The organism is Thermococcus gammatolerans EJ3, assembly GCF_000022365.1.
In the GTDB taxonomy this organism is placed as follows: domain Archaea; phylum Methanobacteriota_B; class Thermococci; order Thermococcales; family Thermococcaceae; genus Thermococcus; species Thermococcus gammatolerans.
This window is the reverse complement of record NC_012804.1, coordinates 988,162-1,010,898: the sequence shown is the minus strand read 5'-3', so window position 1 is coordinate 1,010,898 and position 22,737 is coordinate 988,162. Positions and strand designations below refer to the sequence as shown.

18 protein-coding genes are annotated in these 22,737 nt (G+C 54.5%); 10 read left to right on the top strand and 8 right to left on the bottom strand.

The window, feature by feature from the left end; genetic code table 11:
- Positions 1 to 132: 132 nt before the first annotated feature.
- The 5 genes from TGAM_RS05345 to TGAM_RS05325 form a co-directional block, all read right to left on the bottom strand.
- Positions 133 to 1,740 (bottom strand): carbamoyltransferase family protein, encoded by a 1,608-nt coding sequence (locus TGAM_RS05345; protein ID WP_015858669.1) that lies wholly within the window; start codon positions 1,738 to 1,740, stop codon positions 133 to 135.
- A complete protein-coding gene (locus TGAM_RS05340; RefSeq protein WP_015858668.1) occupies positions 1,737 to 3,119 on the bottom strand; it encodes an ATP-binding protein in 1,383 nt (460 codons plus the stop codon). Before TGAM_RS05340 ends, TGAM_RS05345 begins: the two co-directional genes overlap by 4 nt.
- A 62-nt stretch (positions 3,120 to 3,181) precedes the next feature.
- The gene (proS, locus tag TGAM_RS05335; protein ID WP_015858667.1) at positions 3,182 to 4,633 is read right to left on the bottom strand and encodes a proline--tRNA ligase; all 1,452 of its coding nucleotides are present in this window, start codon (positions 4,631 to 4,633) and stop codon (positions 3,182 to 3,184) included.
- 74 nt (positions 4,634 to 4,707) lie between these two features.
- Complete coding sequence (gene cdr, locus TGAM_RS05330) at positions 4,708 to 6,033, bottom strand: CoA-disulfide reductase (protein WP_015858666.1); 1,326 nt, start codon at positions 6,031 to 6,033, stop codon at positions 4,708 to 4,710.
- A 47-nt stretch (positions 6,034 to 6,080) separates the two neighbouring features.
- A complete protein-coding gene (locus TGAM_RS05325; RefSeq protein WP_015858665.1) occupies positions 6,081 to 6,335 on the bottom strand; it encodes a hypothetical protein in 255 nt (84 codons plus the stop codon).
- Between the two features lie 63 nt (positions 6,336 to 6,398).
- On the opposite strand from TGAM_RS05325, the gene TGAM_RS05320 reads away from it, so the two are divergent.
- From TGAM_RS05320 to TGAM_RS05310, 4 genes are read left to right on the top strand one after another with little or no spacing between them, the layout of a single operon-like run.
- On the top strand, positions 6,399 to 6,731 hold the full coding sequence (locus TGAM_RS05320; RefSeq protein ID WP_015858664.1) for a transcription factor S: 333 nt from the start codon (positions 6,399 to 6,401) through the stop codon (positions 6,729 to 6,731).
- Entirely contained in the window at positions 6,728 to 6,895 is a 168-nt protein-coding gene (locus tag TGAM_RS11255) for a hypothetical protein (protein ID WP_169302026.1), read from the top strand. The genes TGAM_RS05320 and TGAM_RS11255 overlap by 4 nt, the downstream gene beginning before the upstream one ends.
- Before the next feature lie 2 nt (positions 6,896 to 6,897).
- Positions 6,898 to 7,647: a DNA polymerase sliding clamp gene (locus TGAM_RS05315; RefSeq protein WP_015858662.1), complete on the top strand. Its 750-nt coding sequence runs from the start codon at positions 6,898 to 6,900 to the stop codon at positions 7,645 to 7,647.
- Positions 7,648 to 7,676: 29 nt separating this feature from the next.
- Positions 7,677 to 8,267 (top strand): DNA replication complex subunit Gins51, encoded by a 591-nt coding sequence (locus TGAM_RS05310; RefSeq protein WP_015858661.1) that lies wholly within the window; start codon positions 7,677 to 7,679, stop codon positions 8,265 to 8,267.
- A 45-nt stretch (positions 8,268 to 8,312) separates the two neighbouring features.
- Here TGAM_RS05310 and TGAM_RS05305 read toward each other — a convergent pair whose 3' ends face one another.
- Positions 8,313 to 12,236 (bottom strand): S8 family serine peptidase, encoded by a 3,924-nt coding sequence (locus tag TGAM_RS05305; RefSeq protein ID WP_048811170.1) that lies wholly within the window; start codon positions 12,234 to 12,236, stop codon positions 8,313 to 8,315.
- 380 nt (positions 12,237 to 12,616) lie between these two features.
- On the opposite strand from TGAM_RS05305, the gene ppsA reads away from it, so the two are divergent.
- The 5 genes from ppsA (at position 12,617) to TGAM_RS05280 (ending at position 18,693) form a co-directional block, all read left to right on the top strand.
- Entirely contained in the window at positions 12,617 to 14,992 is a 2,376-nt protein-coding gene (gene ppsA / locus TGAM_RS05300) for a phosphoenolpyruvate synthase (protein ID WP_015858659.1), read from the top strand.
- Between the two features lie 99 nt (positions 14,993 to 15,091).
- Positions 15,092 to 15,313: an AbrB/MazE/SpoVT family DNA-binding domain-containing protein gene (locus TGAM_RS05295; protein ID WP_015858658.1), complete on the top strand. Its 222-nt coding sequence runs from the start codon at positions 15,092 to 15,094 to the stop codon at positions 15,311 to 15,313.
- 9 nt (positions 15,314 to 15,322) lie between these two features.
- Positions 15,323 to 15,736: a type II toxin-antitoxin system VapC family toxin gene (locus tag TGAM_RS05290; RefSeq protein ID WP_015858657.1), complete on the top strand. Its 414-nt coding sequence runs from the start codon at positions 15,323 to 15,325 to the stop codon at positions 15,734 to 15,736.
- A gap of 61 nt (positions 15,737 to 15,797) precedes the next feature.
- Positions 15,798 to 17,210 carry an MATE family efflux transporter gene (locus TGAM_RS05285; RefSeq protein ID WP_015858656.1) on the top strand — a complete coding sequence of 471 codons (1,413 nt, stop codon included), beginning with the start codon at positions 15,798 to 15,800 and terminating at the stop codon, positions 17,208 to 17,210.
- 43 nt (positions 17,211 to 17,253) lie between these two features.
- A complete protein-coding gene (locus TGAM_RS05280; RefSeq protein WP_015858655.1) occupies positions 17,254 to 18,693 on the top strand; it encodes an MATE family efflux transporter in 1,440 nt (479 codons plus the stop codon).
- Position 18,694: 1 nt separating this feature from the next.
- Here TGAM_RS05280 and TGAM_RS05275 read toward each other — a convergent pair whose 3' ends face one another.
- Together TGAM_RS05275 and TGAM_RS05270 are read right to left on the bottom strand one after the other, a co-directional pair.
- Complete coding sequence (locus TGAM_RS05275; protein WP_015858654.1) at positions 18,695 to 20,542, bottom strand: prolyl oligopeptidase family serine peptidase; 1,848 nt, start codon at positions 20,540 to 20,542, stop codon at positions 18,695 to 18,697.
- Positions 20,543 to 20,588: 46 nt separating this feature from the next.
- On the bottom strand, positions 20,589 to 21,236 hold the full coding sequence (locus TGAM_RS05270; RefSeq protein WP_015858653.1) for a metallophosphoesterase: 648 nt from the start codon (positions 21,234 to 21,236) through the stop codon (positions 20,589 to 20,591).
- 89 nt (positions 21,237 to 21,325) lie between these two features.
- Between TGAM_RS05270 and TGAM_RS05265 the strand changes: the two genes are divergently transcribed.
- On the top strand, positions 21,326 to 22,717 hold the full coding sequence (locus TGAM_RS05265) for a sodium-dependent transporter (RefSeq protein WP_015858652.1): 1,392 nt from the start codon (positions 21,326 to 21,328) through the stop codon (positions 22,715 to 22,717).
- Positions 22,718 to 22,737 lie beyond the last annotated feature (20 nt).

Sequence of the window (22,737 nt, the reverse complement as noted above, 5' to 3'; positions counted from 1 at the left end):
GCGGGAAACCCGCCTTTTTCGGGGGGACCTCACGAGTTCCGTCCATAACTTAAGGAGCGGGTTTAAAAAGTTAACTAATCGGGTTTGGACTTGAATTTGTCAATTCTGAGTGATGCAAAAGAGGAGAACTCTTCAGTGCCCCACAATAGCAAACCCATCAATGACCAAAACGTCCAGCCCTGCCCTTCTAAAGGTTCTCAGCGCGTCCTCCGGCGAGCAGACTATCGGCTCGCCGTGCATGTTGAAGCTCGTGTTCAGAACAGCCCTGATGCCAGTTCTCCTCTCGAAGGTCTTAATGACTTCGTAGTAGCTCGGATTCACCTCTTTTCTCACCGCCTGGGGCCTCGTCGTGCCGTCCACGTGAATTACAGCCGGAGCTATTTCTCTGAAGGTCTCGCTCGCGGTGTAGCTCATCGTCATGAACTCGTTCGGCCTGCCTCCAAGGTCTTCGAGATATTCCCCGGCCTTCTCCCAGAGCAAAGAGGGCGCGAAGGGCTGGAAGACGTCCCTTTTGAGCGCCAGATTAAGCCGCTCCTTGACGCTCTCGTCGGATGGGTTGGCCAGAATCGAGCGGTTGCCTAAAGCCCTCGGCCCAAACTCCATCGCCCCCTGGAAGAAGCCGACGAGCTTCCCCTCGCTCAGAACGTCGACAACGAACTTTTCGTCAACCTCCTCAAACTCGAGACTCTCTTTCCTCAGAAACTCCTCAATGTACGCCTTATCGTAGGACGGGCCAAGGTAGACGTGTTCAAGCTTGAAGGGCTTCCATTTTCCGTCGAGCCTCTCGAGCTGGGCTTTGGCGAAGATTGCCGCGCCAAACGCTAATCCCCCGTCGTCCATCGCGGGGAAGACCCACAGGTTATCGTCCCCGAAGATTTTTCTCAAAACCGCGTTGGCCTTGACGTTTTGGGCCACACCACCTGCGTAAGCTAAAGGAAGGCCCCTAGAGCGGAGCTTAACGCCGAGCTCCTCGAGGAGCTTCTCAAGGTGTTTCTGCGCGCTCGCCGCTATCTCGATGGCCTTCCTCTGGAGCTTCCCGTCGAGGTCGCCCCTCTTCATCCTCATGGCGATGTCCCTTGCGTGCCTTAAGGGATACCTGAAGAACTCGGCCAGCTTTTTAGTTGCTTCAACGCCGATTACCTTGAGGTGGTTCTCAAAGCTCAGCCCGTTGAGCTCGATTATCGCGCTCAGGTCGTAGCTCGGCCGCCCGTAGGCCGCTAAGCTCATCACCTTCCCCTCGTGGCGCATCGGCTTAAATCCTAAAAGCTCCGTAACCGAGGCGTAGAAGTCGCCGAGGGAGTCAATGTAGGTGCTCTGAGCTATCCTAATCATCTCGCCGCCCCTCGCCACGTAAATCGAGGAGCTCAGGCCGTCTCCAGCCGCGTCTATGCTAACCGCTAAAGCCTCGCGCCAGCCAGAGGTGTAGTAAGCTGATGCGGAATGAGCTAAGTGGTGCTCGACGAAGAGTACTTTCCTCTTGAACTCCGGGCCCAAGATGGCCTTCAGCCTCTCCTCAAGCTCGATGAGACGCTTCTGTTTCCTGAAAATTCCAGCAACGGCTATTACTTCAACGTCCTCTGGGCTTGCCCCAGCCATTTCGAGAACGGTTTTGATGCTGAGCTCTGGAAAGCCCCTGTACTTCTTGACACGGTTTAGGCGCTCCTCGTTGACAGCGAAAATCCTCTCGCTGTCTATCAGAACCGCCCCGGCGTCGTGGCCGTCGTGAACCCCGAGGATCATTTTAGCACCTCCATATCTTCGAGATCCCACACGAAGCCAAGCTCCCTCAGCTCTTCTTTTGATTCCACTCTCCTGGCGATTATTCCGAAGTGGAGCTCCCATCCGTCCAGGCCTATGAGCTTTGACTTTCTATCGAGTTCTTCAAAGACCTTCCTGGCGTCCCTCTCACTCAGGTGCCTCCACTTAACCTCTATCAGGAGGGCCTTCTTCTCAACCTCATCCATCGCAACGAGGTCAATCTCCTCGCCCTTCCGCCACCACCTGCCAACCCTCGTCGGCTTCAGCGGAAGTTTGTCCTTAATTTTCAGCAGAAACTGTCTGGCAACGTCTTCAAAAATCCTTCCGACGTGTTCATCCAAATCCTTCATGACGAGCCTCGTGAGCATGTCGCCGTTTCCGGTCTCGATTAAATCGGCGTTGGGGTGGACGTATCGGAACCAGAACGAAAAGTAGGGATCGTCGATGTAGTACCGCCCCTTTCTGCTCTTTTTGCTCTCAGTTACCGGGACTTCCCGCCTCACGATTCCGAGGTTCATCAGAACCGAAAGGTACTTCCCGACCGTTCCCCTCTCGAGGCCTGTCTCGTTCATTATCTCGCCGAGGGTCGTTCTTCCCCGCGCAATCGCCTCGAGAACGGCAAAGTAGAGCCTCGGCCTCTCAAGCTCTTCCCTCAGGACGAACTCGACGTCGCCGTAGAGGAGACCCTCCTGTCTGAAGTAGTTCTCGGTGAGGTTCTCCTCAACGCTGAGCCCATCGTCGAACTCAAGAAGGTACGCGGGGGTTCCGCCGAGAATTGAATAGGCCCTCACGAAATCCTCCATTGAAAAACGGGGGAGGAATTCTCTCGCGCTGAAGAAGTCGAGGGGCTCTACCTTCAGCTGGCCGGTTCTCCTGCCGTAGAGCGGACTCTTGTATCCGAGAAGCCCCTCCATCATTGAAACGCTTGAGCCGCTTATTAGCAGGTAAAGCTTCCCCTCTGAGAACTTGGTATCCCAGTACTCCTGGAGAATGGATGGGAGGCTTTTGTTTGAAAGGACGAGGTATGGGAACTCGTCTATTGCCACGATTAACCTTTCTTCCCTGCTTTTTTGATGGAGGTACTCAAAGAGGGCATCCCAGTTGCGGAATGGATTTTTGAGAAGGACGTCGTCTCCGAAGTAAGCGGCAATCCTCTCCGAGAACCGCCTGAGGTTCTCAAGCTCGCTCGTTTCCCTCGCGAGGAGGTACATACCCCCGTGTCTCCTCAAAAACTCGGTTATTAGGGCAGTCTTCCCCACCCTTCTCCTTCCGTAGATTACCACGAACTCTGCACTCTCGCTCTCAAGTCTCTTCTCAAGGAGCCCGATTTCCCGCTCCCTATCTATGAACCTGCGAGACAATTTACCCACCAGTAATTTACTTTGCAGTAAATTGTTTAAAAGAGTAGCGGAGGGAAAAAGAATCAGTAGGTCCTCGCGAACCTCGCGATGAACTTCGCTTCCCTTCCGCAGACCGGGCACTTCTTGCCTTCGATGCCTTCTCTGGCTTTCTCCTCAGGATAAGGCGTTCCGAGCATCTTTGCGTCGAGCTCCTCCTCCATTTTAAGCCCGCACTCCTCGTCACCGCACCAGGGAATCTCGACTATACCCCGCCTGTCCTCGAAGACTGCCTTGGCTTCCTCAATCGTGTCAACGCGCTTGATGTGGCTCTCAAGGAACTCCTTTGCCCTCTGATAGAGGTTCTCGTGAATCGCGTCGAGGGTCTTCTTCACTTCCTCGACGATGGCATCGCGCTCGACGGTTACCTTCTCGAAGGTGTCGCGCCTCGCGAGGACGGCTTTCCTTCCCTCGACGTCCCTCGGGCCGACCTCTATCCTCAGGGGAACGCCCTTCAGCTCCCAGTCGTAGTACTTCCTTCCAGGCCTTATGTCGCGCTCGTCAACGTGGACACGGAAGCCAGCCTTCCCCAGCTCTTCAGCAATTTCCCTCGCGTAGGCGAAGACGTCAACATTAGCGTCTTTCTTCGGAATGGGTACGATAACGACCTGAATCGGCGCTATCGTCGGCGGGAGAACCATTCCGCTGTCGTCGCCGTGAACCGCTATAACTGCCGCGAGAAGCCTTTCGCTCATTCCGAAGGTCGTCTGGTGGACGTACTCATGGTCGCCCGTCTCGGTCTCGTACTGGATGTTATAAGCTTTGGCAAAGTTCTGCTTGTAGTTGTGCATCGTGCCTATCTGGAGCGTCCTCCCGTCGGGCATCATTATCTCCGCTCCCAGCGAGTAGAAGGCACCGGGGAACTTGTCCCAGTCGGGTCTCCTGGAGATTACGTAGGGCAAAGCAAGGAACTTCGCGAGGCGGTCGAATATCTCGAGGTCTTCCTTTATCTGCCTCTCGGCGTCCTCAAAGTCAACGTGAGCTGTATGCGCCTCGAAGAACCTGCTGATTTCCCTAACGCGGATGAGGGGCCTCGTGTGCTTGGTCTCGTAGCGGTAGACGTTGACTATCTGGTAGACCTTGAAGGGCAAATCCGCGTGGGAGCGAATCCAGAGGGAGAACATCGAGTACATCGCGGTTTCACTCGTTGGGCGGAGGATGAGCCTCACATCGAGCGGGTCGAGGCCCGCATGCGTTACCCAGTAGACCTCGTCCTCGAAGCCCTTTATGTGCTCGGCCTCCTTCTGGAACTCGGTCTCAGGGATGAGCGCTGGAAACAGAACCTCCTCGTGGCCAGTTCGGGCCATCTCGGAGTGGATGAACTTTTCGATGTTGCGCATGATTTTCAGCCCGTACGGAAGCCAGACGTTCATTCCCTTGACGGGGTAGCGCTTGTCGATTATTCCTGCGGTCTCAAGGAGCTCGTTGTACCACTCGCTGAACTCGTTGCTCCACTTCTCACGCTTTACCTTGGCCATAATCACCACCCGGGCTGAAATGGAAAAGCTCCTTTTAAGGTTTTCAGGTGTCCGAGGGAAATAAGAAGAAGGGATCAGAACTTGAGAACCCTCGCGAGGACTACCAGCGGGTCCCAAACGGGAGCGAAGGGCGGTGCGTAGGCCAGATCCGTGAAGAATGCGTCCTTCGTGGTAAACCCGGCGGTGAGCATCGCCGCTGCCGTGTCAATTCTCGGCAGTATCTCAGCGCCAACGGCTTGAACCCCGAGCAGCCTGTTGGTCTCGTTATCAACAACTCCCTTCAGCCATATCGGCTTTGCTCCCGGGTAGTAGTGGGGCCTCGTGGTGGCCTTGATGAAGGCCGTCCTGACATCGTAGCCTTCCCTTATCGCCTCGGCCTCGGTCAGGCCGGTCTTGCCTATCTCAACGTCGAAGAACTTCGTAACGCTCGTTCCAAGGACACCGGGGAAGTGAAGCTCTTTGCCCGCTATGTTGCTTCCGGCAACGTAGCCCATCTTGTTTCCTGCCGGAGCGAGCGGAATCCAGACGCGCCTTCCCGTGATAAGGTGCCTCGTTTCCGCGACGTCTCCAGCGGCATAGACGTTCTCAACGCTAGTCTGCATTTTCTCGTTCGTCCATATCGCCCCGGTCTCGCCTATCCTGACGCCTATCTCTTTGGCTAGCTCAACGTTGGGCTTTATTCCAGTGGCGAGGATCACTAGGTCGGCCTTGTATTCCCCAGCGTCTGTGATTACCTTCTCAACCCTCTCGCTACCTTCGATCTTGAGGACTATCTCTTGGGTCCTGAGGTCTATCCTCTTCCTCATCTCCTCCTCGAGGACGTCGGTGATTTCTCTATCAAAGGCCTTGGACATTACTCTCTCGTTGCGCTCGATGAGGGTGACGTTCTTGCCTTGGGCCGAGAAAGCTTCAGCCATCTCAACGCCTATGTAGCCACCTCCTATGATAACGACATCTTCAACGCGGTTTTTCTCTATGTACTCCTTTATGGCGACGGCATCGGGTGGAAGGTCTGCCTTAAAGACGCCGGGAAGAGTGACACCCTCAACGGCCGGAATCCTCGGAGAGGCGCCGTTTGCAAACACGAGGTAGTCCCACTCGTAGCTCTTTTCACCGTCGCCTTCCCTGACCCTCACGTAGCCCTGACCGACCTCGATGACTTCTGCTTTAAGGTGGAGGTCTATACCGCGCTTCTTGATGAAGACCTCGGGCGGGTAGTGCATGAGCTTTTCAGTCGGGGAGATGCCCTCAACAACGTACGGAATGCCGCAGGGGGCGTGACTGACCCACTCGGTAGCTTCAAACACCTTGACGTCCCATTCAGGCTTTAGCCTCTTGACTCGTGAGGCCGTGCTCATTCCAGCGGCTCCACCACCGATGATGACTACCTTCTTTCCCATTTCCGAATCACCGGGGAAGGTTCAAAACCTTAGGTTAAAAATCTGTCTCAGGTCTTTCTAAGTATAACCTCGTATGTTTTGTCGTCCTTCATAATCCCCAGTACGAGGCTTTTGTCATAGTCTATGAACTTCGCCCCGGTGAGTGAGTAACCCTCCTTTTCCAGAAACTCCCTTATTTTGAGACCGAGATCGCCAAAGAGCTCAGCCGCAAGTGTGGCCAGGCTTGGTTCTTCTATCCTAAGCTCCCGGTGGTATCTCCTCGCCAGCTCAAAAACGTCCAGTTTCTCCATAACCATCACCATAGAACGATCGTTGCAAAGGTTTTTATTTCCTTCCCATATACCACCCCAAGCGGGGGTGAGAGAATGAAGTTCTGCCCGAAGTGCGGTAATCTCATGCTCCCGGACAGAAAGAGGAAGGTGTGGGTCTGCCGCTCATGTGGCTACGAAGAGCCCTTCGACGAAGAGAAAGACAGAGAAAAAACCCGGATAACTCAGAAGGTGGAGCATAAGCCAGACGAGGGCATCATCGTAGTTGAGCAGGACCTGAAAACGCTCCCGACGACTAAGGTAACCTGTCCGAAGTGCGGCAATGACACGGCCTACTGGTGGGAGCTCCAGACGAGGGCGGGCGATGAACCGAGCACGATATTCTACAAGTGCACCAAGTGCGGCTACGTCTGGAGGTCTTACGAGTGAACGAGCTCGAGCGTGAGGTCGTGAAGAGACTGGCGGAGAAGGCCCTGAAGGAGCTTGAGGAAGCCTACCGCAGGGTGCCCGACGTGGACAATGGAAAAGCTTATCTATTCCGGGGAAAAGAAAGGGTTAGGCTCATGCTCGAGATACTCAATAAGGAGGTGTAAAGATGCCGTTTGAGATCGTTTTTGACGGAGCGAAGGAGTTTGCGGACCTAATAGCAACCGCCAGCAACCTCATTGATGAGGCGGCCTTTAAGATCACCGAGGAAGGGGTCAGCATGCGCGCTATGGACCCAAGCAGAGTCGTTCTCATAGACCTCAACCTCCCGGAGAGTATATTCTCCAAGTACGAAGTAGAGGAGCCCGAAACGATAGGGATCAACATGGACCACTTCAAGAAGATCCTCAAAAGGGGCAAGAGCAAGGACACGCTCATACTCAGGAAGGGAGACGAGAACTTCCTCGAGATAACCTTCGAAGGAACGGCCAAGAGAACCTTCCGCCTTCCGCTCATTGACGTCGAGGAGCTTGAGCTCGAACTTCCTGAGCTTCCATTCACCGCAAAAGTCGTCCTCCTCGGTGAGGTTCTGAAGGAGGCCATCAAGGACGCTTCCCTCGTCAGCGACTCACTGAAGTTCATAGCCAAAGAGGATGAGTTCACAATGAAGGCCGAAGGGGAGACCAACGAGGTAGAGATCAAGCTCACGCTGGAGGATGAGGGCCTGCTCGACCTCGAGGTCGAGGAGGAAACGAGGAGCGCCTACGGAATAAGCTATCTGGCGGACATGGTTAAGGGCATAGGGAAGGCCGATGAGGTCACGCTGAGGTTCGGGACAGAGATGCCCCTCCAGATGGACTACTTCATAAGGGACGAGGGCAAGCTGACGTTCCTTCTCGCTCCCCGCGTTGAGGAGTGACCCCCTTTCTATTTCTTAAGGTGTTGCCCATGGACATCGTTAAACTCAGGGAGATGCTCGAGGCCGAGCTCTCAAACCCCGAACTCGCCCCGATCGACGATAGTTTTTATTCCGACTACGACAGCCTTCTCAAAGTCCTCCGCCTTGGTGCCGAGAGCTCAAGGGAGCGGGGTGAAAACGTCGAGGAAATGCTTTACCTTGAGCAGCTTAAGATAGCAGAAAGTCTCATGCGTGAAATCCTGAGAATAAGGCTCCATAAACTCGTCGATATGGCGTTTTCGGGGGCACCTGTCAGTGATCTCGTCAAGGAGGAGAAATCAATTTTTCTCATCCTACGGGAGTTCATAGAGAGGGGCGAAGTTCCTGCTCAGCCGGCAAAATCTCCGGAATCATCACCCGAAGAAATCACGGAGGAGAAAACCGGGCTCGATCAGGATGTGGGGCCAAAGCAGCCGGTTTCCGAAGCTTATCTCGTGTCCATTGACCTGCCAAGAATAGTCGACGAGAAGCTGAGGGAGTACGGGCCAATTAAGGCGGGTGATATAGCAGTTCTGCCAAAGAGCGTGGGAGACGTTCTGCTGAAGAGGGGCGTTGCACATAGAATTCGCATAACCTTCTAACTTTCAACACGTCGACAAAACTAAATGAAAGAAAAGAAGGAAAGTTCACGGCGTACTAAACTTGTCCAGGAACACGCTCAGGATCCTGTTCGCCCTCTTCTCCGTGAGGTAGGCCTTCTTCATGAGGTACGCTGCCCTTACCGGGTTGCTGTTCAGTTCATCGTATGCCTTCTCCGCGTAGTACGCTGCCCTGTTGTGGTATCTGCCCGCGACGAGGAGAGCTATTGTTCTGTATGGGTCCGTGAGGTTTGAGTTAACTGCCTGGACGAGCTGGTTGTACGTGGCTACCTCCTCCTGGTACAGGGATTCATAGTACCTGAACTCGGCACCCTGATCGAGCTCTGAGAGTGTGAACGTCTTCTCGGTGTCCTGGTACTCCGGGTTGATGACCTTTACCCTGAGGACATCGTTCAGGCTCTTCGGGGTGAAGTAGAACTCAACGACGCCGTTGTCGGTGTAGTAGACCTGACCGTTGATGATGACCTTGCTTTCACCGTAAACCGGCATCATCGTGACGGCATCGAGCAGGTTTATCCTGACCTTAACGGGCTCGCCGATCGTTATCGGGGTCTCTGGATAGGCTATAATTGTCATTCTAGGCATGCCGACTTGGACGAATACGGGCGCGTAATCGAGGATCTCTCCCGTTGAAGCGTCGCTTACACTGACCACACCGAGGTAGGTGCCCTCATCGTAGGCCCTGATGTTAAGGTACGTTGAGGTTACCTGGTCATTTGAAACGACCAAGTTGCTCGGGGTTGCCGTAACGTCCCCGTTGTCACTGAGGAGCTGGTAGTAGAAGAGGTAGTGTATCGGGTCGTAGCCAGCGGTGTCGTAACCGTAAACTGCGATGAGGTAGTAGCCCGGCTCTGGCAGGAACTTCTCGAACTCTTCGTACGAGGTTGGTCCAATCTGATCTGTGTACAGCACGTAGTTCTGGAAGTTCATGAGATCCTCGTAGGTCTTGAAGTAGAACACGTATAGGTCAAGGTCTGCGTAGGGATCCTCTGGCTCAGTTATGCCAACTCTGAGGTAGTAGTCACTTGAGGTAACTGGAATGTAGCCGATGACGTCAAACTCATCCTGGCTGACGTTTCTGATCATGCCGTACGCTACGTCAAGCCTGCCCATTCCAAGTCCGGAGACCTTGGCCATGAAGGTTCCGTAGTTGCTGTTCCTGACGGATATCGGAACGTGAATGACTCCACCAGTCTCGCGGTCAACCTGGATCTTCTCGGGCTGTATGGTTACGGAGACGGCTTTGACGGAGATCTGGTAGTGGGACTCATCGTAACCGGTTCTGGGCTTGGTGAACGTGCTCGTGTAAGCCGTTATCTCCCAGTTGCCGGGTTCTGGGTCACTGATGACCCAGGTGTACTCGGGCAGGCCTGGACCGACGAACCAGTAGTTCGGCACGTAGGCAGCAACGACCTCTCCGTTTGGCTTGGCAATCATGAGGGTCGTCCTGCCCATCGGGGTGCCGTTCTCGTCGAGCGGTACCCTTAGGGTAACGCGAAGCTCCTTGGTTCCCGGGGCAACCTGGAAGAAGTAGTGCTTGGCAACGCCCGGAAGGGCGGTGTCGCTGAGGCTCGCCTCGCTCTCGCCGTTCGGGTTCAGCGGCATGTCGATGATGACCGGAATGAATCCGTCGATCTGCTCGGTGTCAGGATCGTCGATGTAAACGAAGCCAACATATACCTTACCGGGTTCGAGCTTGGAGTAGTCTATCTGGATGCTGAATGAACCAATCGTAACACCGCCCCTACCCCATCCACCGGCGACGACCTCATCGGTGTTGGGTATAATCCAGTCAACGTTGGTGCTGATTCTGTACGCCTTCTCGCTCTCAGTGTACCAGAGGCCCCAGTCATTATAGTACACAAGCGGATAGAAGTACAGCGGCACTCCAGCCGGCCTCTCGTTCCTTATGTAAACGCCGCGGTAGAGGTACGGAAGTCCAAACTCAGCATAGAAGTAGCTGTTGAACTCAACGTAAGCTGGGCTGAGCGGTATCTTCTTCTTTCCAAGGAGGTCCCTGAATCCAGTGTAGGTTGTTCCTCCGTAGATGTATATCGTCTGCTCCTGGCTGAGGTTCTGGAGAACATTTATGGCGTCTTCAACCTGGATGAGACCAAAGCCCTGGTCTATCATGGTCGCACCCTCAACTGGCTTGGCGCTGAGCTCGAGGGCGCGCCTGAGCATGAGCGGGTTGTAGGTGAGGTTGTACTCCTTTGCGTAGCTTATTAGCAGGGCAACGGCTCCGCTGACGTGTGGCGTGGCCATCGAGGTTCCGCTCCAGATGCCGTAGTACCTGTAGGGGTTGTCGTACATGACTGTGTACCAGAGCGGGAGGCTTGAGAAGATGTCCTCACCCGGAGCGATAACGTCCGGGTCGAGCATACCGTCCATCCTTGGGCCCCTGCTGGAGAAGCTGGCCACGGTATCGGCAACGCCGTCGACTCCCCAGAACATCTGCCACCTGAGGCTTGAGCGGTAGGCGCCAACGGTTATTGCAAGGTCGCTGTCACCCGGTGATCCAACGGTGTTTGTGGTCGGGCCCTCGTTTCCTGCGGCTATAACGAAGGTGACCCCATACCAGTCAGTTAGAAGGTTAACGTAGAATATCTCGGGGTTCTCAAGACCGTCGTTGTAGATTGGAGACGAGCCAAGGGACATGCTTATGACGTCTGCCCCCATGTAAACTGCATCGATCATTCCGTAGATTATCCAGCTCAGCCTTCCAAATCCAAGCTCACCCGGAAGAACTTTGAGCTCTATGAGCTGGGCGTTGGGGGCCATTCCGTAGGTTTCGTTGAAGACGGGATCGGTTGGCAGGCCAACACCCGCTATTGTTCCGCTGACGTGGGTTCCGTGGCCGTGGGCATCCCACATGAAGACAACGTATCCGTACTCAGGCACAACGTCAGCGAGGGCTATGTCAACCTTGGTGGTGGGCACCTGGATGTAGGCCCCGGTCTCGTCGTAGAGCGTAAGCGGCTGGTCGTTTGTGAAGTCGTTGTCGAGGTTCAAGTCAATGTACACGGTGTAGGTTCCGTTCTTCTCGACGACGAGAACAGGATAAACGTCGCTGAGGTCTCCGAAGAGACCGAGGTCGTATGGATCGTAGGGCTCGCCGTTGAAGTTGTTGAGGTCGAAGTACCTCTCGGGGAGAAGGCCAACGTAGTACATATCTCCCTGTATGTCCCCAACGTAGTACTGGGTCATGTTATACTCAGTGAATGGCTGGTGGCCGTAGTATATTGAATAAACACCCCAGTACACCTGGACGGTCTCGTTAACGACGATGTATCCGTCTTCGGTTGTGTTGGTGCTGTAATAGAGGTCGGCTATTCCTTCATCGCTCTCATCGTAGACTTTTATGATCTTCCTCCTTCCGTCGAGGGTGGTCTGTAGGAAGGGATGTCCAACGTCAACTCCAGTGTCAAGGACGGCGACAGTGACGTTGTCTCCCAGAATCCCGAGGTCCACCCACGTGTCATAGGCCTGGGTTGTGTAAACGCTCAGGAACATGTCGGGTTTTGGAACGTCGGAACCGATGATCGCGGGCTGGTCGGGCTCTTTAACGGGTTCTGGGAGTTTGACCATCCTGTCCTCCCAGATCCCGACTATGCCCTCAATTGACTTCAACTTTTCAAGGTTCTCCCTTGGAATCGTCGCGACGATAAAGCAGTCCTGGGGTCTACTTATTGGGTCTATCTTGCCTATCTTGGCTATTTCATTGTAAACATCCATAGCCTTGTCCTTAGTCGGTGCAATGATTAGCCTTACTTCCTTATCGTTGCCGTTTAGAAGTTTCTCAATCTGCTTGTCAACGGGGAGAAGCTTTCCACCCTGAGTCGTCTGGGAAATAGTGGAAACACTGGTAGCTGAAACCGGCGCTGAGGTCACTGGAACGATGGCCAGGGCCATAATTAAAACAATCAAGACACTTAGAGTCTTTCTGCTCATGACTCGAGACACCTCCATGCAATATTATGCAGTGATGTATACACGCAGGGATTATTAAATTTTTCCCGTTGGCTTGGCCGCTCTCCAAATACTTCCCAATTGATCCAGATTACTTACCGCACCCATTGTGAGCGGCATAGAACCCATATCCACAGAACTACTATATCCATTAGCGTCGATAGTAATTCATCAATCCCCTAAAATTTGACGCAGAACTCGTGGATACAAAAGAGCAGGCACGGGTAGTTAGATTTACCTAAGATTTTTCCAATGAGTTCTTCAATCGCTTTAAAAAGATATCCCCAGCCCTCGTTGGGGGTTAATTTTAAATAGGGTTTCCGTATATCACCACCGGTAAGTACCTGAAGGAGGGAAACGCCATGAGCGAATACAGGTTTATAAAGTGGTTCGAGGAGCTCAGCAAGAAGGATGTCCCCCTTGTCGGAGGCAAGGGTGCCAACCTTGGTGAGCTTACCAACGCGGGAATACCCGTCCCGCCCGGATTCTGCGTCACCGCTGAGGCCTACAAGTACTTCGTTGAGAACGTCAAGGTTGAGGACGGTAGGACCCTCCAGGAGTGGATTATGGACATCATCAGCAAGACCAACGTCGACGACTCCAAGCAGCTCCAGGAGAACACAGCCAAGATAAGGCAGAAGATAATCGAGCTCCCGATGCTCCCCGAGATTGCCGAGGAGATTGAGAGGGCCTACAAGGAGCTCAGCGCCAGGTTTAACAAGGACGCCGTTTACGTCGCCGTCCGCTCTTCCGCCACCGCCGAGGACCTTCCAGAGGCGAGCTTCGCCGGCCAGCAGGAGACCTACCTCGACGTCTACGGCGTTGAGGACGTCATAGACAAGGTCAAGAAGTGCTGGGCCTCACTCTGGACCGCCAGGGCTACCTTCTACAGGGCCAAGCAGGGCTTCGACCACAGCAAGGTTTACCTCAGCGCCGTCGTCCAGAAGATGGTCAACAGTGAGAAGAGCGGTGTCATGTTCACCGCCAACCCGGTCACCAACGACAGGAACGAGATAATGATTAACGCCAGCTGGGGCCTCGGTGAGGCCGTCGTCAGCGGAAGCGTCACCCCCGACGAGTACATCGTCGAGAAGGGCACCTGGAAGATAAAGGAGAAGTTCATCGCCAAGAAAGAAGTTATGGTCGTCAGGAACCCCGAGACCGGCAAGGGCACCGTCTACGTCAAGGTTGCTGAATACCTCGGCCCCGAGTGGGTTGAGAAGCAGGTCCTCACCGACGAGCAGATTGTCGAGGTCGCCAAGATGGGCGCCAAGATCGAGGAGCACTACGGCTGGCCGCAGGACATCGAGTGGGCCTACGACAAGGACGACGGCAAGCTCTACATCGTCCAGAGCAGGCCGATTACCACCCTCAAGGAAGCCAAGAGCGAGGAGAAGGCAGAGGTTACCGAGGAGGCCGAGGTCATCCTCAAGGGTCTCGGTGCTTCACCTGGCATCGGCGCCGGTAGGGTCGTCGTCATCTTCGACGCCAGCGAGATCGACAAGGTCAAGGAGGGCGACGTTCTCGTCACCACCATGACCAACCCGGACATGGTTCCGGCCATGAAGAGGGCTTCCGCTATCATCACCGACGAGGGTGGAAGGACCAGCCACGCCGCCATCGTCAGCAGGGAGCTCGGTATCCCGGCCGTCGTCGGTACCAAGGTCGCCACCAAGGTCCTCAAGACCGGCGACTACGTCACCGTTGATGGAACCAGGGGTGTCGTCTACAAGGGCATAGTCAAGAGCCTCGTCGAGAAGAAGGAGGAAGAGAAGGCCGCCGGCGGACAGGTCGTCGTTGCGGGAGCACCGCTCATCACCGCCACCAAGGTCAAGGTCAACGTCTCAATGCCAGAGGTCGCTGAGCGCGCTGCAGCCACCGGCGCCGACGGTGTTGGACTCCTCAGGGCCGAGCACATGATACTCAGCATCGGCCAGCACCCGGTCAAGTTCATCAAGGAGGGCAAGGAGGAGGAGCTCGTCGAGAAGCTCGCCGAGGGCATCAGGACCGTCGCAGCTGCCTTCTACCCGAGGCCGGTCTGGTACAGGACCCTCGACGCCCCAACCAACGAGTTCAAGGAGATGCCCGGAGGAGAAGACGAGCCGGACGAGAGGAACCCGATGCTCGGCTGGCGCGGAATCAGGAGGAGCCTTGACCAGCCTGAACTCCTCAGGGCCGAGTTCAAGGCCATCAAGAAGGTCGTCGAGGAGGGCTACGACAACATCGGCGTCATGCTCCCGCTCGTTGGCCACCCAGAGCAGATAAGGAAGGCCAAGGAAATCGCCCGCTCAGTTGGCCTCGAGCCGCACAAGGACGTCGAGTGGGGCATCATGATTGAGGTTCCCGCGGCCGCGCTTATCATCGAGGACCTCATCAAGGAGGGCCTTGACTTCGTCAGCTTCGGCACCAACGACCTCACCCAGTACACCCTCGCCATCGACAGGGACAACGACAGGATTGCCTACCTCTACGACGAGAAGCACCCGGCAGTCCTCAAGCTCATCAAGCACGTCATCAAGGTCGCCAAGAAGTACGGCGTCGAGACCAGCATCTGTGGACAGGCTGGTAGCGACCCGAAGATGGCCAGGATTCTCGTCAGGCTCGGCATCGACAGCATCAGCGCCAACCCAGACGCGGTTGAGCTCATCAGGAAGACCGTTGCCCAGGAGGAACAGAAGCTCATCCTCGAGGCCGCTCGCAAGAGGCTCTTCGAGGATGAGGACGAGCTCGACTTCTGATTTCCTTCCTTTTCTCCTCTCTTAGTTTCTCTTGCAACTCCCCGGTTTTGTGGCACAAAGTTTATTTAATGCCATCTCTTATCCCCAAATGGTGATAGAATGTCCTCGGTGGAAGTTAAGAAAATCGACTCTCAGGGAAGGCTCGTTATACCAAAGTCATGGCGCGAGAGGTGGGGGAACGAAGTTATCCTCATAGAACTTGACGACAGGATAGAGATAATCCCCCGAAAACGACCGCGCCTCTCAAGGTTCTTTGACATAATCGATGCAGATGTTAAAGGGGAGGACATCGAAAAAGAACTGCTTGAAGGTCTCTACTGAGGTGTTCTTATGAGGTTCATAGACGCAAACGTCTTCCTGTACGCCCTGCTAAAGCTAAAGCCGAACCTACCAAAAGAGGTTATTGAAAAGAAGAAGCAGGCAAGGGAAATCCTGAGACGAATTGAAAACGGAGAGGAAGTTGCAACAACCATCGTACATTTAAGCGAGGTCGCCAACATAATAGAGGCCAAGGTTAACCTCTCCATGGCGATAGATTTCATTGAAGAACTCTTAACGGCCGAAAACGTTCGGATTCTTTCGGTCACCCCAGAGGACTACATTAAGGCAACCATCGTCGCGTCTGAGAAAAGAGTGAGTATAAACGATGCCCTCGCATACCTGAAAATGATTGAACTTGGCATTAGCGAAATCTACACGTTTGACAGGCATTTTTTGAATCTCAACGTTCGCGTTCTTCCATAAGTGGCTCCTTTATCCACCCTAAAGTTTTTATACCAACGTTTCGATGGGTATCTGATAGCTCATGGACGGCGGGAAAATCCAGAGAATGCGCGAGCAGGTACTCAGTGGCCCCGTTGTGAAGACACTCATCCTGTTAGCTTATCCCCTAATCATAAACCAGCTCGTGCAGGTCCTTTACAACCTCACCGACACCTTCTGGCTCGGCAAGCTCGGAAGGGAGGAGTTAGCGGCACCTGGAACGGCGTGGCCCCTCGTCTGGTTCTTCATGTCCATCGGAATGGGCTTTGCAACGGCCGGGTTTGCCTTCGTGAGCCAGTACGTCGGAGCTGGAAACTACGAAAAGGCCAACCGCTCTGCAGGAGCGCTATACTCCCTCATGATGCTCTTCGCCATCGGCGTTGGAGCCTTCGGCGTGGTCTCTGCCCCTTACCTCCTGAGGTTCATGGGGGTAAGCGAGACGATATACCCGTACGCATTAGCTTACACCCGCGTCATCTTCGGGGGAATTCCGTTTGCATTTACCCTCTTCGCCTTTAACTTCCTTCTTAGGGCGATAGGCGACACCAGAACGCCTGTTAAGATAAACGTAGCGACGGTACTGCTCAACCTCGTCCTCGACCCGTTCTTCATCTTTGGCTGGGGGCCGTTTCCGAGGCTCGGCGTCGTCGGGGCGGCCGTCGCTACTATGCTCTCCAACAGCCTCGGCTCAATAGTCGGCGGTTACCTGCTCTTCACCGGTAAGGTCGGCATTCACCTAACGCTCAAAAACCTCAAGCCCGACCCCTACTTCTACTCCCGCATCTTCCGCGTCGGCCTTCCAGCGAGCGTTGGAACCTCAACGACCGCTCTGGGCTTTGTAATCCTCACGAGAATCATCTTCACAATCGGAGAGCTCTACGGGCAGACTCACGGGATAAAGGGCTTTGAAGACGTTGCCTTCGCGACCTATTCAATAACCAACAGGCTGACCAACTTCATGTTTGCCTTTTCAGATGGAATAAGCATGGCGATGGGAACGATGGTCGGACAGGCCATCGGGGCGAAGCTCTACGAGAGGGCCAAGGAGATAGCTGAGAAGGCGATGGCAATCAACTTCACAATCCTCGGTGTTGGAACGCTCCTTTTCGCCCTCTTCCGCGTCCAGATTTTCAGCTTCTTCATCAACGACCCGGCGATAATAGCGGAGAGCGCGAAGGTTGTGGAGTACTTCTCCGCCTCGCTCCCGTTCTTCGGAATCTTTTCAGCGGTTAACAACGTCTTCCAGAGCTCGGGCCACACTAAGAAGAGTATGATCCTCAGCATGTTCCGCCTCTGGGGGCTGAGGCTCCCGCTGAGCTACGGCCTCGGCGTTTTGACGAAGGACACAGCGGGGCTGTGGCTCGGTATGGGGCTAAGCAACGTCCTCGGCGCGCTGGTAGCGCTCGCGTGGTTCCTCCGCGGTAGTTGGATGAAGGCAATAATCGAGGAGGAGTAAGTTTTTATAGGCACGTTTCGATAATGATCTCACTGTGGTGCCCATGGAAAGGGGAAAGGTTCAGCGAATGCGCGAGGAGATACTCACAGGCCCGATAGAGAGAACGTTGCTCCGCTTAGCTTACCCCCTCATAGTGAGCAACCTCATTCAGGTTCTCTATAACATAACCGATACATTCTGGCTTGGCAAGATAGGGAGGGAAGCCCTAGCGGCCCCCGGAACGAGCTGGCCGATAATAGGGACTCTGATGGCCCTTGGCATGGGATTCGCTATGGCTGGGTTTGCCTTGGTCGGTCAGTACATTGGAGCGGGGAGGTATGAGAAGGCCAACCGCTCCGCTGGAGCACTCTACTCCCTCATGCTGATCTTCTCCACGCTGACCGCTATAATAAGCCTCGCCGTCCTTCCCTACGCGCTTCACTTCATGAAGGTGACACCCAACGTTTATCCCCACGCCAAGGCCTACGCCACCGTTGTCTTTGCGGGGGTTCCTTTATCGTTCTCATTCATGGCTTTCTCTGCCCTGATGAGGGCAGCTGGAGATACGAAAACACCTGTCAAGGTCAGCATGCTGACTGTTTTTATGAACATCGTCCTCGATCCTGTCTTCATATTTCTACTCGACCTCGGAGTTGAAGGGGCCGCAATAGCTACGGTTCTGTCCAACGGGACGGGTGCCCTTATAGGACTCAGGCTGCTCACCAGCGGGCGTACGGGGCTTTACCTGACCAAGGAAACCCTAAAACCGGACTTAGAGTTCTACTCCAAGATATTCCGGGTTGGTCTGCCTTCGGCCGTTGGTCAGTCCGCCAACAACTTCGGGTTCGTCGTCCTTACGAGAATCATCTACGGCTACGGCGACGTAGTCTACGCGGCCTACATTATAACCACCCGACTCGTCAACTTCATAACCAGCATCTCCCGGGGAATAAGCATGGCGATGGGAACGATGATAGCCCAGAACGTCGGCGCTGAAAACTACGAAAGGGCCAAGAGGATAGCGGAGCGAACCATGATGGTTAATTTCCTCATAGCATCCTTCGCGATCCTCATCATCGGAATATTCAGGGTGCCGATCTTCAAGGTCTTCCTGAACGATCCCGCGGTCATAGCCCAGAGCGAGTACGTGCTCAAGTACTTCCTGATATCCGTTCCGTTCTTCAACGGGATCTTTGTCGTCGTGACGAGAACCTTCAGCTCGGCGGGCCACACCAAAAAGAGCATGATCCTCAGCATGCTTCGCCTCTGGGGCTTGAGGATTCCCCTAAGCTACGCTTTCGGCTACGTTCCGGCGATAATGATCTCGGAGGTTATACTCGACCACGAGATCAGCATAAGGATCCCGCTGGCAGAGCTTTTTGGGATGAGCAGCAGGGGCGTGTTCTTCGGGATGGGAATGAGCAACTTTTTGGCCGCTCTCGTTGCCCTCCTGTGGTTCCTCAGGGGAAGCTGGATGAAGAGGATAATAGAGGAGGAAGAATGAGTCAAGCCAGAGTCCTGAGCACGAAGGCGAGCAAATCGGTCAGTTCTCTCGCCCTCGTCTCTGGGGAAGCGCCCATGTGCCCGCTCTTGATCTCGACGCGGAGGTAAACGTCCCTACTAACTTCTTTCAGCTTCAGGAAGAACTTTATGGCGTGGGCAGGGTGCACGCGGTCGTCGTGTAAGCCCGTGTAGATAAGCGTCGGAGGGTATTTTGCTGGCTTCACGTTGTGGTAGGGGCTGTACTTCAGCAGGAACTCCCTCTCCTTCGGGTCGTCGGGGTTGCCGTATTCCGGAACCCACACGCTGCCGATGTAGAGCCTGTGGAAGCGGAGCATGTCGATGACGGGGTAGCCTATCAAAGCGGAATCCATGACGTCCGGCCTCTGGACAAGCGTGGCGGACACCAAGAGGCCTCCATTGCTCCTGCCCCACGCCGCTACCCTGTATCCTTCGCGCTTGAGCTTCTCAAGGACGGCTATGAAGTCATCGAAGACGTTCTGCTTGTTCTCCCTCATTCCAGCGCGATGCCACTCCTCGCCGTACTCGCTTCCACCGCGCAGGTTCGCCATTCCGAAGGTTCCCCCGCGCTTTATGAAGGGAATCGCCTGTGGGAAGAAGCGCGGAGTTAGCGAGATGTTGAAGCCTCCGTATCCGAAGACCCAGGCCTTCTTCTCGTCCCTCTCGCCCTTCACGAGGAAGTAGTGGATTTTGGTTCCGTCCTTCGAGACCGCGAAGTCCTCTTCAACATTGAAGCTCCCCTCGATTTCTTGCCTCTCGACGAGCTTGAGCTCTCCATTGAACTCGTAGAGCCTGTAAGGGACTGTGAAGCTCTCGTAGCGGAGTAAAACCTTCTTCCCATCGGTGTCGAGCGGATAGACGCTCCCAGGGAGGTCGAAGGTTATCTCCCCGAGTTTCTCTCCGCTGAGGGAGTAAACCTCAAGTATGTGGCTCGCGTGCACGAGCCTGCCCGCGAGGATTTTGTCTCCAACCAGAACGGCCCACTCCAGCGGAAACTCGCCCTCCGGGATTATCTCCATGAGTTCTCCGTCCATTACGGCAATGAGCTTTCCACGACCCTTTCCTTCCTTCGTTAAGAGGTAGAGCGTGCCGTCGCGAACGTCAACCGGCTCAACCGGAACTTCTGCTGAGTAAACTTTCTCCCACTTCTCCGGTTCATCTATCGGGCCGACGTAGATTTCCGCGCTGTTCCAGCCAAAGGTAACTGTTACCATCGCCGTTTTGCTGTCTGTGCTCTTCCCCAGCGAGATGAAGTAGCCGGAACCGAGCCCTTCGCCAAAGACAATCTTTTCCCCACTTTCGTCCTTCCAGAAGAGTCTTTCAGCAGGAGCTTTAACCCCGTCGGGCGTTTCGCCGTGCCTGTAAAAGCGGGCGAAGTAGTAGCCGTTCTCAAGAAATGTGACGTTCCACACGGAAGGTTTGAATTCCTCAAGGAGTTCGCCGGTTTCGAGGTCTACTATCCTTGTTATCCCCTCATCTGCACCGCCTATCGAGAAGCTGTAGGCTAAGAATCTACCCTTTCTATCTGCCGTGAAGCCTTGAAGGAGAACTTCGTCGTTAAGTTCTTTCTCAAGCTCCTTTGAGTCAACTATGGCATCCCCGCCGAGCCATCTGATAACCTGCCCCTCCCCCTCGCGGTACATCCCTATGATGCCCCTCTCCGTTAGCTTCACCTGGTGAAGCGTTGGAATTGAGTAGTACTCCCAGACCTCGGGGAAGAGCTCGTCGCTCAGCTCGCCCACGAACTCTCTAAAGCGCTTGTTCTCCTCCTCGACGAGCTTCAGAACGCGCTCATCCTTCAGGTTCTCCGCCCAGATGTAGGGATCCTCCATGAAAATCACCGTCTTAACGTTAGTACAGAAGATATAAAAGGGTTGCTCAGAGGCGCATCAAAGATACGCGTGTTTCCTCAATCTCCACAAGGGCGTAGTAGCCCCTGAATAGAGGTCCGGGGTTGACCACAAGGCTCCCGTTCACCTTGTCCACCCCCCTCGCCTCGTGGATGTGCCCGGTAATAACTAAGGGTGGCTTGTTTTCCCAGATGAACTTCCTCAAGGCTTTGCTCCCCACGTGAATGCCGGAACGGGTTAGATCCACCTTAGTCCCATATGGCGGGACGTGGGACAGGATTACATCTCCAGCCCGATAGTTCCTCCTCAGGATTGCCTCGATCTCCTCCTCGCTCAGCTCCCAGATCGTGTGAAAAGGTGTTATATTTGACCCGCCGATGCCCACCACCCCAATCCCCCTGACTTCAACCCGCCTATCGTGGGCTGAGATCCCGAGCTCCTCAAGGTACTCTGGAACGTCCCTGCCATCACAGTTGCCGTGAACTGCCACGATCGGTATTCCCAGCTCAAGCAGAGGTCTTAGAACTTTCTCCGCAACGCTGGCACTCCCAAAGTTAGTGATGTCCCCGGCTATAAATATTGCATCTGGTTCCCTTTCCATCTTCACTATCCTCTCGGCGAGCTCTTCCGCGGCCTTTGAATCCCCGTGGACGTCTGTTACGGCCACCACAAGCATTCCCATCCCCCAAATTCGCTCCATAGTCCACAACCCTTTTATATTTTTGGAACGTTTTAATTCCAGTCTGTTCGAAGGGAGGGATTGAAATGAGAAAGATGTCAACCCTGATGGCCCTCTTAATAACCGGATACATCCTGGGAGTGCTGAACTTTCTTCTGATGCCGAAGTACTACATCGCCTTCGGTCTCAAGGGCTTTGTCCTGTCTCTCGTGGCACTCGGCGTTGGGCTGATCCTGATCTACGGCGAGCTTGAGGCAACGCGGAAAACGCGCTACCTCATTCACGAGTTCATGGTGAAGGTCTCAAGGCTCCCCGCGATCACCATAATCCTGCTGATGTTCTTGATGCTCTTTGGGGCAATAAACCTGTACTACTCCGGTTTTGCCCTCATCAAGCTCTTCGACCTGGGCCCCACTATGCTCATTCTACTCCTCCTGGTAATCGTAACGCTGATATGGCTGTTCCTGATAATACTGAGGGGCCGCTCCGTGGAGTTCATAGGAATACTTGCGGTGCTCTTCATAGTGTTTGCCTTCGTCTCCCTTTTCCTGATGAGGGCTCAAGTTTACGACTTCGTTAGAAGTGAAACCGCACTGAACTACCTAAACTCCTACAGGCACGCGGTGTTATCCTTTGATCACCCTCTAACTGCAAGGGGCACGATAATGATGCTGATCACGGTTCTGCTCAGCCTCGGTCTCGGAGCGGGTGTTTACTACGTCCTCGGAAGCTTTGCCCCATCAGACCTCGATTTCAGGAAGCTCCTCGCTGTCGTGCTTCTCCTCCAGATACTGCTGAGCTTCACTGCCGCTTTCACGACCGTTTACGCGATTGGGGCCGCGTACCAGAGTTATGAGACCGCCTTTAACAACCCCCAAATCCCCTCGGAGAAGTCGATGAAGCTCTTTATGGACTTCCACAAGCTTGAAGACTACGGAGGCAAAAGTAACCAAAGCCCGATTAAGGCCATCGAGACCTTCTATCTCATCCCCGACATAATCCGCGAGAGTGGCATCGGTGGAAGCTCGGCCATAATCTTCCTCCTTATGGGATCGCTCTTCCTCGCAGGGTTCACGACGCTCATAGTGCTCGTTGAGATAGGCGCCCAGATCTCGGCGGAGATGTTTCAGATGAAGAGGAACACGAGCGTCTCCTTCGTCAGCGGGATAGTCTTAATTCTCTCCGCTGCCATGATGGTAAGCGGGATCAAGGTGATGTTCCTAGCGGCCCTCTTAGGCGTAGGTGGGTTGATAATAGCCCTCGAGGGTGCACCTCTGCTGGTAGGCGTCTCCCCCGTTGATCGGAGACTCATCGGAGTCGGAGTGCTGGCCTCAGCGGTGATAGGCCTCATATCCCTGAGGACTATGCTGAGCTTCAAGGGTTCCTACATACCGCTGGGCATACTGGTGGGCCTGCTGCTCTTCCTACCGATGCTCTTTAACAACTATCTGATGGCAGGCTCCAGAAGGGGCCGCTGAGCCCTTCAAAAATTTTTTAA

What these genes read in the sequence shown, in the direction of transcription:
- TGAM_RS05280 (WP_015858655.1), top strand. Translation starts at nt 17,254, where the DNA reads ATGGAAAGGGGAAAGGTTCAGCGAATGCGCGAGGAGATACTCACAGGC.
- cdr (WP_015858666.1), bottom strand. Translation starts at nt 6,033, where the DNA reads ATGGGAAAGAAGGTAGTCATCATCGGTGGTGGAGCCGCTGGAATGAGC.
- TGAM_RS05270 (WP_015858653.1), bottom strand. Translation starts at nt 21,236, where the DNA reads ATGCTTGTGGTGGCCGTAACAGACGTCCACGGGGATTCAAAGGCCGCG.
- TGAM_RS05345 (WP_015858669.1), bottom strand. Translation starts at nt 1,740, where the DNA reads ATGATCCTCGGGGTTCACGACGGCCACGACGCCGGGGCGGTTCTGATA.
- TGAM_RS05275 (WP_015858654.1), bottom strand. Translation starts at nt 20,542, where the DNA reads ATGGAGGATCCCTACATCTGGGCGGAGAACCTGAAGGATGAGCGCGTT.
- TGAM_RS05325 (WP_015858665.1), bottom strand. Translation starts at nt 6,335, where the DNA reads ATGGTGATGGTTATGGAGAAACTGGACGTTTTTGAGCTGGCGAGGAGA.
- TGAM_RS05320 (WP_015858664.1), top strand. Translation starts at nt 6,399, where the DNA reads ATGAAGTTCTGCCCGAAGTGCGGTAATCTCATGCTCCCGGACAGAAAG.
- TGAM_RS05310 (WP_015858661.1), top strand. Translation starts at nt 7,677, where the DNA reads ATGGACATCGTTAAACTCAGGGAGATGCTCGAGGCCGAGCTCTCAAAC.
- TGAM_RS05315 (WP_015858662.1), top strand. Translation starts at nt 6,898, where the DNA reads ATGCCGTTTGAGATCGTTTTTGACGGAGCGAAGGAGTTTGCGGACCTA.
- TGAM_RS05265 (WP_015858652.1), top strand. Translation starts at nt 21,326, where the DNA reads ATGAGAAAGATGTCAACCCTGATGGCCCTCTTAATAACCGGATACATC.
- TGAM_RS05285 (WP_015858656.1), top strand. Translation starts at nt 15,798, where the DNA reads ATGGACGGCGGGAAAATCCAGAGAATGCGCGAGCAGGTACTCAGTGGC.
- TGAM_RS05295 (WP_015858658.1), top strand. Translation starts at nt 15,092, where the DNA reads ATGTCCTCGGTGGAAGTTAAGAAAATCGACTCTCAGGGAAGGCTCGTT.
- TGAM_RS05305 (WP_048811170.1), bottom strand. Translation starts at nt 12,236, where the DNA reads ATGAGCAGAAAGACTCTAAGTGTCTTGATTGTTTTAATTATGGCCCTG.
- TGAM_RS05290 (WP_015858657.1), top strand. Translation starts at nt 15,323, where the DNA reads ATGAGGTTCATAGACGCAAACGTCTTCCTGTACGCCCTGCTAAAGCTA.
- proS (WP_015858667.1), bottom strand. Translation starts at nt 4,633, where the DNA reads ATGGCCAAGGTAAAGCGTGAGAAGTGGAGCAACGAGTTCAGCGAGTGG.
- ppsA (WP_015858659.1), top strand. Translation starts at nt 12,617, where the DNA reads ATGAGCGAATACAGGTTTATAAAGTGGTTCGAGGAGCTCAGCAAGAAG.